Source organism: Nesterenkonia sp. E16_10 (assembly GCF_017347085.1).
Classification (GTDB): Bacteria; Actinomycetota; Actinomycetes; order Actinomycetales; family Micrococcaceae; genus Nesterenkonia.
This window is the reverse complement of record NZ_JADPSA010000023.1, coordinates 1-12,192: the sequence shown is the minus strand read 5'-3', so window position 1 is coordinate 12,192 and position 12,192 is coordinate 1. Positions and strand designations below refer to the sequence as shown.

Sequence of the window (12,192 nt, the reverse complement as noted above, 5' to 3'; positions counted from 1 at the left end):
CTCAGATCTCCGGTGACGATGTCTCGAGGAACTCGTCGATGAGGCCCGGGGCAGCCTGCGCGGCAAGCCGGAGCGCCTCGCTGCTCGCCACATCCGGCGCCTCATAGACGGACCAGCCCGCCGCGGTCATGGCCGAGACCGTGCTGAGCCCGAGCCTCTTCTGCAGGATCGACTGGCGCACCGCGATGGTGCTGACCGCGTCGCGGCGCAGCACCGAGGTCGTCCGACTCATCAGACCGGCCCGCACCATGAGGTAGTCCCCGACGATCGCATGCCCCAGCGCCCGGTACGCGATGACGGCGCCAGCCAGCCCAAGCGGCCACACCCCGAGCGCCGCCCACAGCAGCCACATCGGCGCGGTCCCGGAGGCCACGGGCAGCGCCACACAGCTGAGAACGCCCGCAGCGAGCGCCGTCGCCCACCAGAGCCGGCGTCGCAGCGCCGCCCGCGGATGTCGCTCGACCGGCATGGTGAACGGTCGTGGCTCCCCCAGTACGCGCGCCGCCACGTCTCGGGCGATGCCCCGGGGCCCGCGCGGAAGGATGGCGGTGGGTTCTTCCATATCCCACAGCCCCAGCCCCGTGGTGATGACGGTGGTGTCGGCCATCTTCATCCACCGCCACAGCAGCGGCTCGCCGATGGATACTCCGCGGATGCGGGCCTCGTCCCGATTGACCTCGCGGGTGCTGAAGAGCCCTCTTCGCGTGCGCAGGAAAGTGGTCTTGGCGGAGGGTACGCGTGCAAGCTCGAACCTCCAATAGGCGGTGAAGAAGTTCACCCCCATCCCGAGGGCACCGACGACGCCTCCGACGAGCAGCCCGAGCACGACGACGCCGCCCCACCCCAGCTCGTTCCAGTCGACGAAGCGGGAGCTGAGATCCAGCAGGTCGACCCCGAACGTCGCCGCGAGCCAATACGCACCCCACAACAGCCCTGCCGCCAGGAGATAGGCCCAGATGCTGAACAGGTGGTAGACGACCCACCAGGGGCGCAGCCCGGCGAGGACCTCGATGTCCTCACGCTGCCGCTCCTGCGCACCCGCGGGCACGCCCGAGCTCGCACCCTCGGACTCTGACGCGGACTCTGACTCTGACTCTGACTCCGACTGGAAGATCCGATCACCGTCCCGCGGACCGCCGGTCGGTTCCCAGGCATCTCTGCGTTCCTGAAGCAGCAGCTCTCGCAGCAGCTCTGCGTCGGCGCGCGTGAGCGCATCCAGCACGAACGCAGCCTCACCGGTGTTGGTCTGTTGACCCGCGCCCACGGTCACCACGCGCAGGCCGGCGATGCGGTGACGGAGCTTGGCGTGTGTGTCGACGCTGCGGATGCGGTCGTGGCGGACCGAACGGTGCCGACGCACCAGGAACCCGGTGCGGCGCTCGATCTCGTTCTCGGTCACGCGGTAGCGGGTGAAGATCCAGCGGATGATGTCTGCGACCGCACCGATGACACCCCACGCCGCGAGCAGCGCGAAGGGCCACAGGGACTCCAGCGATGCCTCGACCTCGAAGACGCCGATGGCGAGGACCGCGGGCATCAGGGACACCAGGCTCCTGACGAAGTCGACCCAGATCACCCGGACGCTGAGGCCGCGCCACTCCCCGTCGGGGCCGGCGGCTTCCAGAGACTGCGCCGCTCGCTCCAGCGCCCCCGGCCGTTCCAGCGCCCCCGATCGTTCCGGTGCCCCGGTCACGTGGCGTCTCCCTCGGAAAGCTCCGCGACGAGGGCCAGCCGCTGGGCGGCGTCCTCGGCCGTCTTGCGATCGAGCCCGCTGATGTTCACCGCGCCGGAGGACGAGGCCGTCGTCACCCGCAGCGTGGAGAGTCCCAACAGCTGCTCCAGCGGACCCCGCACGGCGTCGACCGTCTGGATCCGTGAACTGGGCGCGACCCGCCATTCCCGCACGATCCAGCCCTTGGAGGCATAGGTGGCCTGCTCGGTGATCTCCCAGCGGTGCACCGCATAGCGCCACCACGGCTCCACGCAGAGTCGAGCGAGGAAGATCACGCCCAACACGATCGCCGGGACCGTGAGCCAGACGCGCGCAGGTTCCCAGAGCACCATCGACACCAGCAGCGCGGCCAAGAGCGAACCCCACAGCAACAGCGCACGAATCGTCCACCAGATGATCGCGCGCCGTTCAATGCGCAGGCGCGGGAGCCGGACCGCCACATCGGGGTCCAGCGCAGGGGCACCGTGGTTGCTGTTCGACGGCACGAGAGACTTCCTTTCCGTGGGCTCCAGGCCCAATTGAACCGATCGGTCTAATTTTAGACCAGATGGTCTGTTTGCTCGAGCCCCTGGGGTGCATCCGCGCCGCGTCCACGCGATCCGCAGCCGTGAGCCGCGGAACGTCGAGGCACCGCGCGGGCCAGCGGAGCAGATCCCAACCCGCGTGTTGACCGTCACACCTCCAGTGCTATACTGAACGAACGGTCGGTAAATAATGCGACGGAATAGAGGATGACCATGTCACCCGAGAACCACCAGCACGCTCCCCTGCACCTCGCTGACGAGGGCGATGCCGCAACGGCCCTTGCCGAGGCAGAGGCCGGGCAGCACCGCTTCGACGAGCTCATCGCCGAGGACTCCCGCATCGAACCGCGGGACTGGATGCCCGAGTCCTACCGGAAGTCGCTGGTGCGGCAGGTCTCCCAGCACGCGCACTCCGAGATCATCGGCATGCAGCCCGAGGGCAACTGGATCTCCCGGGCCCCCAGCCTCAAGCGCAAGGCGATCCTGATGGCCAAGGTCCAGGACGAGGCCGGCCACGGGCTCTACCTCTACTCCGCCGCCGAGACCCTCGGCCGCCCCCGCGAAGAGATGTACGACCAGCTCTACAGCGGCAAGGCCAAGTACTCCTCCATTTTTAACTACCCGGCCCGGACCTGGGCCGACATCGGCGCGATCGGCTGGCTGGTCGACGGCGCCGCCATCGTGAACCAGGTGCCGCTCTGCCGCGCATCCTATGGACCCTATGGCCGCGCCATGGTGCGGATCTGCAAGGAAGAGTCCTTCCATCAGCGCCAGGGCTGGGAGATCCTCTACTCGCTCTCCCATGGCACCGAAGCGCAGCACCAGATGGCCCAGGACGCCGTGGACCGCTTCTACGGCCCGGCGCTGCAGATGTTCGGCCCGCCCGACGGCGACTCCCCGAACTCCCAGCAGTCCATGGAGTGGAAGATCAAGCGCTTCACCAACGATGAGCTGCGCCAGCGCTTCGTGGACATGTTGGTCCCGCAGGTCGAGGCCCTGGGACTGACGCTTCCCGATCCCGAGCTGAAGTGGAACGAGGAACGCGGACACTACGACTTCGGCGACCTGGACTGGGACGAGTTCTTCGCGGTCATCAAGGGCAACGGCCCGCTGAGCCGCCAGCGCCTGGAGCACTACCGCAAGGCCCGCGACGAAGGCGCCTGGGTGCGCGAGGCCGCCGTGGCCTACGCGAACCACCAGGCCCAAGGCCGGGATCGTGACCAGGCCGCCCTGATCGGCGCCTGAGCCCCGCTCCACAGCCCCCCCCGACATCACCACGAGAAAGACGAGGCCATGACCTCCAGCGCAGATTCAAGCTCCTGGCCCCTCTGGGAGGTCTTCATCCGGTCCTCACGCGGGCTCTCTCATGTCCACGCGGGATCGCTGCACGCCCCTGATGCCACCATGGCGATCCGCAATGCCCGGGACCTCTACACCCGGCGCAACGAGGGCACCTCGGTGTGGGTGGTGCCGGCCGCGGCGATCATGGCCTCGGACCCTGACTCCAAGGGCGCCTACTTCGAATCCGCCCAGGGCAAGAGCTACCGCCATGCCACGTACTACACCCAGTCCGAAGGGGTGAAGCACCTGTGAGCTTCGCATCGCATGACTCCGCCACCCGCCAGTCCCAGGGCGAGGCGATCACCGCCGAGGAGATCGCCTCCTCCGGAGCCAAGGCCGAGGACGCCACCGCCCGCTACGCGCTGCTGCTGGGCGACGACGCGCTGATCCTCTCCCAGCGCCTGGGCGCCTGGGTCTCCCGGGCCCCCGAGCTGGAGGAGGATGTCGCCCTGGCGAACATCGCGCTGGACCTGCTGGGTCACGCCCGCTTCCTGCTCACCTACGCCGGCACCGCCTGGGACAAGACCGAGGACGACCTCGCGTACTTCCGCCCGGAGGAGGAGTTCCGCTCCTGCCGCCTGGTGGAGCAGGAGAACGGGGACTTCGGCAAGACCATCGCGCGCCAGCTGATCTTCAGCTTCTACCAGCACGAGCTCTACAGCCGACTGGTGCAGTCCACCGACACCACCCTCGCGGCCATCGCCGAGAAGGCACTCAAAGAGGTGGACTACCACCAGGATCACGCCGCCCAGTGGATGCTGCGGCTGGGCCTGGGCACGCAGGAGTCCGCCCAACGCGTCCAGGCCGGCCTGGACTCGGTCTGGTCCTACGTCGAGGAGCTCTTCACCGACGTGGAGCCGATCACCGAGCTCGGCGATATCGCGGTGCTGCCCTCCACCCTGCGCGAGCCCACGCTGAACCGGCTCCACCAGGTCATCGAAGAGGCAGGGCTGAGCATCCCCGACATGTCCGGGGCCCACGGCGCCGACCGGTCCGGGCGCCACTCCGAACAGCGCGGACTGATCCTGGCCGAGATGCAGGTGCTGGCCCGCCAGCACCCCGGAGCCACCTGGTGAGAGGAGCACTCATGGCAGTGATGGGACCAGAAACAGTGACCCTGCCTCCCGGCGCCACCCTCTGGGAGATCGCCGCGAGCGTCAACGACCCAGAGATCCCGGTGCTCAGCATCGCCGATCTGGGAATCCTCCGCGAGGCACGCCTGGATGAGGACGGCACCGCCGTCGTCGTGATCACCCCGACCTACTCCGGCTGCCCGGCCATGGACACGATCAACGCCGATGTCACCGCCGCGCTGCGCCATGCCGGACACGAGAAGGTGCGCATCGAGACCGTGCTGCACCCGGCATGGACCACCGACTGGATGACCGAGGAGGGCAAGGCGAAGCTGCGTGAATACGGCATCGCCCCGCCCACAGGCAAGGCAGCCCTGGGGCCGGTCCGTGTGGGTCTGAGCGTGAAATGCCCCCGATGCGACTCCCCCAATACTCGTGAGATGACCCGCTTCGGCTCCACCGCATGCAAGGCGCTCTACCAGTGCCGGGCCTGCCTGGAGCCCTTCGACCACTTCAAGGTGCACTGATGTCCACGACCACCCGCCGCCGGGCGTCCTTCTCCACGCTCACCGTCTCCGAGGTGCGCCCGCTCACCGCGGACTCCGTGGAGGTCACCTTCGCGGTGCCCCCGGAGCTCCAGGAGGACTTCGACTACGCGCCGGGTCAATACGTGGCGCTGCGCACCGAGCTCGACGGCCAGGAGATCCGCCGCTCCTACTCGATCTGCACCGAGCCGACACCCGGTGAGATCCGGGTGGCGATCAAGCGCGACATCGGCGGGGTGTTCTCCAACTGGGCCAATGAATCGCTCAAGCCCGGGGATCAGATGGAGGTGATGAACCCCTCCGGGGCCTTCGTCTCCAAGACCGCGATCACCTCGATGAACAACCCGGCCAAGCTCGCCGAGGAGGCCGTAGCGTTGCGCTCCGACGTGCATCTGGTCGCCTTCGCCGCAGGTTCCGGGATCACCCCGATCATGGCCATCGCCCGCTCGGTGCTGGCCGCCTCGAAGGACTCCACCTTCGACCTGATCTACGCCAACCGCTCCGCCGGGGATGTCATGTTCGCCGAGGAGCTCGGTGACCTCAAGGACCGCTACCCCGCGCGACTGGCGGTCCATCATGTGCTCAGCCGCGAGCAGCGGATCAACCCGCTGCTCACCGGCCGGATCGACGAGGAGAAGCTCAGCGACCTGCTGGACAAGGTGCTGCGAGTCCCCGACACCGACGAGTGGTTCCTCTGCGGGCCCTTCGAGCTGGTCCAGATGGCCCGGGACTCCCTGGCCGCCCGGGGGGTGGACGAGGACAAGATCCGGTTCGAGCTCTTCACCACCGGACGCCCGGACCGCCCCGAGGGCCAGCAGGGCCGCAAGGTCGAGGCCGACCCGGAGGGCGAGAACGTACAGATCGAGTTCACCCTGGACGGGCTCACCGGCCAGATCGCCTCGCCGGCGAGCTCGGGCGAGACCGTGCTCAACGCCGCGCTGCGCGCCCGACCCGATGTGCCCTTCGCCTGCGCCGGAGGGGTCTGCGGCACCTGCCGCGCGAAGGTCGTCTCCGGAGACTTCGAGATGGAGGAGAACTTCGCGCTGGAGGCCGATGAGGTCAAGGCCGGATACATCCTGACCTGCCAGACCCGGCCCACCTCCAAGCAGCTCGTCGTCGACTACGACGCCTGAGCGCATCCCAACCCTGGAGAGCCCATGATCAGCCTGAGCATCACCGAGAACGTCGCCAAGATCGTCTTGGACGCCCCGAAGAAGCTCAACTCCCTGGATGAGCAGGCGCTCGATGACCTCGATGCGGCCTACCGGGAGGCGGAGGCCGCAGGTGTGCGCGCGCTGCTGCTGCGCGGTGAGGGCCGGGGCTTCTGCGCCGGCCGGGATATCTCGAACGTGGTGCCCGCCACCGACGACGCGCTCGGCTACCTGCAGGAGAAGGTCACCCCGTTGATGCGCCGGATGGCGGCATTTCCCGCCCCGACCTTCGCCGCGGTGCAGGGCGCCTGCCTCGGTGTGGGCTTGGGCTTGGCCATCGCCACCGATGTGGTTTACGTGGCGCAGAACGCCAAGATCGGCTCTCCCTTCGCGGCTCTCGGCGCCACCTTGGATTCCGGCGGACACGCGCTCTTCGCGGAGCGACTCGGCGCGCACCGGACCCTGGACCTGATCTACACCGCGGATCTGATGACCGGCGCGGAAGCGGTGACCGCGGGACTCTTCTCCCGGGCACTGCCGGCCGAGGAGCTGCTCGACTTCGCACGGGAGAAGGTGGCCGTGGCGGCCGCAGGAGCCACCCTGGCGTTTCGTGAGTCCAAGAACCTGGTGGCTGCGGTGCGGGACCAACGGATCGGGCTGTGGGAATCACTGGAGGCGGAGAACCACGCCCAGGGGCGGCTGTGTGACTCCGCGGACTACACCGAAGGGTTCGCCGCGTTCCAGCAGAAGCGCAAGCCGGTCTTCCAGGGACGCTGAGTCGGCCGAACCTGGGAGACCGGAGCGCGTTCGTTCGACACCGGGGTGACCCTGCACGCTGGAGCGTCCCTCACCGGACACGTCACTGCGTCTGCGATTCCTACACAGGTTGCGCTTGATGGATCGCTCCCACAGAGGGTTCATCATTCCAACGTCGCGGGCGGCCCGACAGAAGCCTTCAGCTCTCCCCTGGTGATCGTGCCAACAGTTCGTCGCTCTCCATACGCCATGTCCCACCGGCCAATGCGCGAAACCTGCGAGGAAGAGGACTGCGCACGTACGGCCTCTCCGCAGGCACCCACACTGTCTTCCAACCCTCAGGCTGCAAGGCATATCGGCCCATCCGAGACTAGAGACCCCCAACAGGCCGGCCGAGCAAGTTTGCAGTCACACGTTGGTGACCTACGATATTCACATGCATTTGTACTTCCTCTGACGGAAAACCGGTCCGCTACGCCCGTTGAGCCACTCCGGGTCTATTGCGGTCGCGTGTTCTGACCCTTCATCGGTCACCGTCATCAGCGCGCCTCCTTGCCTTCCGCCTTGGTGCGGCGTGCTCATTTCCAGAGGAATCACATGTCTACCCCCACTCACCCCCATTCCCCGCGCCATAGCGCACAATTAGTTGCCACCGATGTCTCTGTCATCCGCGGTGCGAGTCCCGTCCTCAACAACATCAGCCTCACCGTGACCCCAGAGTCTCGTATTGCGATCGTCGGTGAGAACGGACGCGGCAAATCCACTCTGCTCCACGTTCTCGCCGGCACACTCTCCCCACAAGGCGGCACCGTCCAACGTTTCGGCACGATCGGAATGGCAGACCAAGAAATGTCGGCTACAGAGGATCGAACCGTCGGCCAAGCAATCGCTGAAGCAATCAGTGAATCCTTGGAAGCTCTCGAAACCCTCGACCACACCGCGCGGGCGTTGGCCGAGAATGAAGAGGGTGCGACCGATGCCTACACAGCCGCTCTGGAGACGGCCGAAGCGCTCGACGCCTGGGAAGCCGAGCGACGCGTTGAAGTCGCGCTCGAAGCACTCGAAGCAGAGACCGACACCTCCCGGTTGCTCGCCGATCTCTCGGTGGGACAACGCTACCGAGTGCGCCTGGCATGCCTGCTGGGAGCCGACGACGACTTTTTGCTCCTCGATGAGCCCACGAATCACCTCGACCGCAGCGGTCTGGACTACCTCAGCGCGACGCTACGTGCGCGCAAGGGAGGAGTCGTCCTCGTCAGCCACGACCGTGCGCTGCTCTCAGACGTGGCAGAGACCATCATCGACCTGGACCCCACCATGGATCAGCGCCCGCGCGTCTATGGCAATGGCTACAGCGGATATCGGGAGGGACGACTCGCTGAACGCCAGCGCTGGGAACAGGAATATCAGCGCCAGCAGGCCGAACAAGCACGTCTCCAAGACAGTCTCAGCGCTGCGCAGAACCGGCTTGTCTCCGGCTGGCGACCCGATAAAGGCACCAATAAGCACGGACGGGCTACCCGTGCGGGCGGGCTGGTGAAGAACGTCCATAGACGGCAGGAAGCCCTGGACGCCAACGCCGTGACCGTGCCAGAGCCACCGCAGTACTTTCGATTCCCAGGTCTGCCGACACGGACTGGGGCAACCCTGCTCACCGTCGAAGAGGTGAGTCTGTCGGGAAGGCTCCCGAAAACTGTCACCTTTGAGCTATCCCATCGGGGACGTCTCGTCGTGACAGGCCCCAACGGAGCAGGAAAGTCCACCCTCCTCGGCATTCTCGCCGGTGAGCTGTCCCCGGATACAGGGTCTGTAAGGATGCCCGGAAGTATCCGCCTCGGATTCTTGCACCAGGAATCCACGTTGCCTCAGGAACAGCGAGCAAGCCAACACTTCGCTTCCATCGTCGACGAGCTCATCTCACGGGGCACATTAAACCCCTCAGAGGCCATCGGACTCTCACAGCTTGGCCTCTTGCGTCCCAGAGAAGCAGGGAAAAGGATCGGCGAACTCTCGATGGGACAACAGCGACGACTCGACCTCGCACTCGTCCTGGCAACCAAACCCCAGCTCCTCCTTCTCGACGAGCCCACCAACCACCTCTCCATCGCACTGGTGGATGAACTCACCGAAGCACTCCAAGCCACGACTGCAGCTGTCATCGTCTCCACCCATGATCGGCAGCTCCTGCGCGACGTCCGGGAGTGGCCTCAACTTCGCCTGAGCGAGACCACCGCAGCGGAGGCACGAGCATGAACCCCCGGAACGAACCTCGATTCCGGGCCCTCCTGCCGCTGAACTCGAGAGACTACCGACTGCTCTTCGCCACGGTGGGAATCGAAATGTTCGGCACTGGCATGTGGACGATCGTGATGGTCTTCCAAGTACTCGCCCTCAACGACAGCCCTCTGGCGCTCTCGGCAGTGGCCACGGGTATGAGCCTCGGGCTGTTCGCCTTTTCGGTCCTCGGTGGCGTCGTGGCCGATCGGTTCTCGAAACGACGCATCATGATCACAGTGCATGGGTGTACCGCCGTTGTGCTGACGGCGATTGCCATGTTGTCTCTGACCGGATCGATCGAGTTGTGGCACGTCGGCGCAGCTTCATTCGTCATGGGCGCCGGAAGCGCGTTCTTCTACCCCGCCTACAGCGCGTATCTGCCCCAGGTCCTACCCTCGGAGCAGCTCCTCGCAGCCAACGGCCTCGAAGGCGCACTACGCCCATCCATGGCCCAAGGCCTAGGCCCGGCGCTGGGCGGAATCATCGTCGGCGCGTTCTTCCCCGCCATTGGAGCCGCCATCGTTGCCGCGTCCTATGTCCTGGCGTTCCTCCTGACCCTGCTTCTCAGCCACCGCGACGAGAACACAGGCTCCCACAGTCCAGAGCGCACCAGCGTGTGGGGAGACCTCAAGACCGGCGTGAAATACGTAGCTCGAACCCGCTGGCTGCTCTGGACCCTGATATTCGGTTCATCCTTAGCCCTGATCATCCAAGGTCCGATCGATGTACTCCTCCCCTTCCTCACGAGGGAGCGTTTCGAGGATGCTGAAGCTACCTTCGGCCTTCTTCTCGCTGCCTACGGGGTGGGTGGTGCAGTCGGCTCATTGGTGGTGTCATCGATTCGGCTTCCCCGGCGGTATCTCACCTTCATGATCCTGTGCTGGGGCGGGGGCACCCTGCCCCTCATGCTGATTGGTCTCGCGGACCAGCTGCTCCTGATGCTCGCCGCACTCTTCCTTGTCGGTGCAGCAACTGGTGCGGGTGTCGTGATCTGGGGAACCCTGCTGCAACGCCTAGTTCCAAAGGAGATGATCGGTCGAGTCGCAAGTCTGGACTTCTTTGTATCGATCGCGTTCATGCCAGTCTCGATTGCTATCGCAGGACCGTTGTCTCTGGTGGTTCCGATCGAAACGATCTTTTTCGTCGCGGGGATCGTACCGACAGTCCTTGCGCTCGTCGCCCTGGTTGCCGGCCAGATGGGGTCTACCGAGTTGCAGCGTCCGTTGGATACGTAAGCCAAGGTGGGTCCGTTCCGGTTCCGCCGGAGTGGACCCACCTCCTAACGAGTCACCGAGTACACGCTGTCTTGCAACCCTTGGTTGCAAGACGGTGGATGAGACATCTCTCCCCCGGTAGAAGCTCGGGAGATCTCGCGGTCGAGGGTGGCCTGCGCACTCTCGCAGCGGTGTCTCAGTCGGATCGGGTAGTCATCACCAGCAGCGAGACAACAGAGTCTGTCGTGCCACAATCCCATCTATGGAGAGAACCGGAGCACCATGGGTGCGTGGAAGACGACTCGAACGCCTTCTAGCCCAAGAGACCAACGTGTCAGACCTCATCCAGTTCCTGAGAGACTGGGACCCGGCCCCTGGGAACCACTCGTCGGGTTCGTCCCAGACGACCTCGTTCGAGAGGCATCTGCCGCTAACGACGCCGACCTGTTGCTTACCTCCGGCGCCAAGGGCGCAGTGATTGAAGCAAAGCTGGGTCACCTAATGTCCCCTCAACAGCAAGATAAATACGAAGCGTTGGATCCGGATCTCGATCTCTACCTCGCGGCACTCAGCGCAGACGAGGTGCGCTTATCAGAGGTCTCCGAGCGCTGGAAGTTCCAGAGTCTGAGCAGTCTGTTCAGCGGATGGGAGTCTTCTCAGGACGAGCTCGCACGCTCCCTCGCACGTGAGGCAGCCACGCTCTTGAAGGAATGGGACCGAATAATCTCTGGGGTGCTCGAGGCTGGCGCAGCCGAAGGTGGCCTGCAACTCGATGAGTTGAAACAGAAGTTCCTAGCCCGTGTCGTCACCCGACGTCTTGTGAAGGAGCTCCACTCACGTGGGTACATGGCCGTCGCCGATGTCAGCAGCGGTGGGGGCCTTCCAATCATCAAAGCATGGGCCCCGATTTGAGGCGAAGGCGAAGACCCAACCTTCATCGCCGAGGTCCGATGGCGGGACAACAAATCCGGAGGTGAACTCCGCTTCGGCGTGGACTTCGACCCTCGCCCGGGGCACAAAGAAGACGAGGAAGTCCGCCGCGCCGCATACGCCCTAGCCCACAGCATGGAGCACGCCATCGACCACCATGCTCTCCACGCCCGACTCACACAGCACCGTTCTGACCTCGGAGGAGCGCTGTCCCGAGGGAAATCTAGCCGTCCGGCAGCACGGGGCGATGGGGAAGCCGTCATCGTCCACGGCCTCAAAGGCGCCCCAATGAAGGACGGACGCAGGAACACGCGACGCAGAACCACGCCGGCGTTCTACGGTGACGGTGCACTGAGGTTCCAAGCGATTAGCGACATCGATTTCTCACGCGTCTCAGCCCAGGACCTTGTAGACCTGATCGACCTCACGCTGAGCCATCTCTCTTCGAGCGAACCGGAACAGTCCACGAGCCAAAGCAGTCACTACCGCGTGTACCGATTTCCTCTTGATCCTCCCGAGGCTGCGGCAGCACGCAAGGGGATGGGCGGATTCTGGCGGTCATTGCAACAGGAGGTCTTCGATCAGTTCGATCGGCTTCTGAAAACCTAGTCTTTTCCGTGGTCGATCATTGAGTTCCTGGGCTACCCAG

The 12,192-nt window shown here is 65.3% G+C and carries 11 protein-coding genes; 9 read left to right on the top strand and 2 right to left on the bottom strand.

The window, feature by feature from the left end; all coding sequences use genetic code 11:
* Nucleotide 1: 1 nt before the first annotated feature.
* Together I2487_RS07875 and I2487_RS07870 are read right to left on the bottom strand one after the other, a co-directional pair.
* Nucleotides 2-1,693 carry a PH domain-containing protein gene (locus I2487_RS07875; protein ID WP_345941365.1) on the bottom strand — a complete coding sequence of 564 codons (1,692 nt, stop codon included), beginning with the start codon at nt 1,691-1,693 and terminating at the stop codon, nt 2-4.
* Nucleotides 1,690-2,217 carry a PH domain-containing protein gene (locus tag I2487_RS07870; protein ID WP_345941364.1) on the bottom strand — a complete coding sequence of 176 codons (528 nt, stop codon included), beginning with the start codon at nt 2,215-2,217 and terminating at the stop codon, nt 1,690-1,692. The genes I2487_RS07875 and I2487_RS07870 overlap by 4 nt, the downstream gene beginning before the upstream one ends.
* A 252-nt stretch (nt 2,218-2,469) precedes the next feature.
* Between I2487_RS07870 and paaA the strand changes: the two genes are divergently transcribed.
* From paaA to I2487_RS07825, 9 genes are all read left to right on the top strand, one after another.
* On the top strand, nt 2,470-3,501 hold the full coding sequence (gene paaA, locus I2487_RS07865) for a 1,2-phenylacetyl-CoA epoxidase subunit PaaA (protein ID WP_207170472.1): 1,032 nt from the start codon (nt 2,470-2,472) through the stop codon (nt 3,499-3,501).
* 48 nt (nt 3,502-3,549) lie between these two features.
* On the top strand, nt 3,550-3,849 hold the full coding sequence (gene paaB / locus I2487_RS07860; RefSeq protein ID WP_036474355.1) for a 1,2-phenylacetyl-CoA epoxidase subunit PaaB: 300 nt from the start codon (nt 3,550-3,552) through the stop codon (nt 3,847-3,849).
* Nucleotides 3,846-4,673 carry a 1,2-phenylacetyl-CoA epoxidase subunit PaaC gene (gene paaC / locus I2487_RS07855; RefSeq protein WP_207170471.1) on the top strand — a complete coding sequence of 276 codons (828 nt, stop codon included), beginning with the start codon at nt 3,846-3,848 and terminating at the stop codon, nt 4,671-4,673. The genes paaB and paaC overlap by 4 nt, the downstream gene beginning before the upstream one ends.
* 20 nt (nt 4,674-4,693) lie before the next feature.
* Nucleotides 4,694-5,197, top strand: a complete 504-nt coding sequence (gene paaD, locus I2487_RS07850; RefSeq protein ID WP_255546055.1) for a 1,2-phenylacetyl-CoA epoxidase subunit PaaD — start codon at nt 4,694-4,696, stop codon at nt 5,195-5,197.
* Nucleotides 5,197-6,348: a 1,2-phenylacetyl-CoA epoxidase subunit PaaE gene (gene paaE / locus I2487_RS07845; RefSeq protein WP_207170469.1), complete on the top strand. Its 1,152-nt coding sequence runs from the start codon at nt 5,197-5,199 to the stop codon at nt 6,346-6,348. The genes paaD and paaE overlap by 1 nt, the downstream gene beginning before the upstream one ends.
* A 24-nt stretch (nt 6,349-6,372) precedes the next feature.
* A complete protein-coding gene (locus I2487_RS07840) occupies nt 6,373-7,143 on the top strand; it encodes an enoyl-CoA hydratase/isomerase family protein (protein WP_207170468.1) in 771 nt (256 codons plus the stop codon).
* A 576-nt stretch (nt 7,144-7,719) separates the two neighbouring features.
* Nucleotides 7,720-9,375, top strand: coding sequence for an ABC-F family ATP-binding cassette domain-containing protein (locus tag I2487_RS07835; protein WP_207170467.1), 1,656 nt, complete (start codon nt 7,720-7,722; stop codon nt 9,373-9,375).
* Nucleotides 9,372-10,634 (top strand): MFS transporter, encoded by a 1,263-nt coding sequence (locus tag I2487_RS07830; RefSeq protein WP_207170466.1) that lies wholly within the window; start codon nt 9,372-9,374, stop codon nt 10,632-10,634. The genes I2487_RS07835 and I2487_RS07830 overlap by 4 nt, the downstream gene beginning before the upstream one ends.
* A 453-nt stretch (nt 10,635-11,087) precedes the next feature.
* Nucleotides 11,088-11,525, top strand: a complete 438-nt coding sequence (locus tag I2487_RS07825) for a hypothetical protein (protein WP_207170465.1) — start codon at nt 11,088-11,090, stop codon at nt 11,523-11,525.
* Nucleotides 11,526-12,192: the final 667 nt, after the last annotated feature.

Coding starts and splice junctions, on each gene's coding strand:
- paaA (WP_207170472.1), top strand. CDS start 2,470: ATGTCACCCGAGAACCACCAGCACGCTCCCCTGCACCTCGCTGACGAG.
- paaE (WP_207170469.1), top strand. CDS start 5,197: ATGTCCACGACCACCCGCCGCCGGGCGTCCTTCTCCACGCTCACCGTC.
- paaD (WP_255546055.1), top strand. CDS start 4,694: ATGGGACCAGAAACAGTGACCCTGCCTCCCGGCGCCACCCTCTGGGAG.
- I2487_RS07840 (WP_207170468.1), top strand. CDS start 6,373: ATGATCAGCCTGAGCATCACCGAGAACGTCGCCAAGATCGTCTTGGAC.
- paaB (WP_036474355.1), top strand. CDS start 3,550: ATGACCTCCAGCGCAGATTCAAGCTCCTGGCCCCTCTGGGAGGTCTTC.
- I2487_RS07835 (WP_207170467.1), top strand. CDS start 7,720: ATGTCTACCCCCACTCACCCCCATTCCCCGCGCCATAGCGCACAATTA.
- I2487_RS07830 (WP_207170466.1), top strand. CDS start 9,372: ATGAACCCCCGGAACGAACCTCGATTCCGGGCCCTCCTGCCGCTGAAC.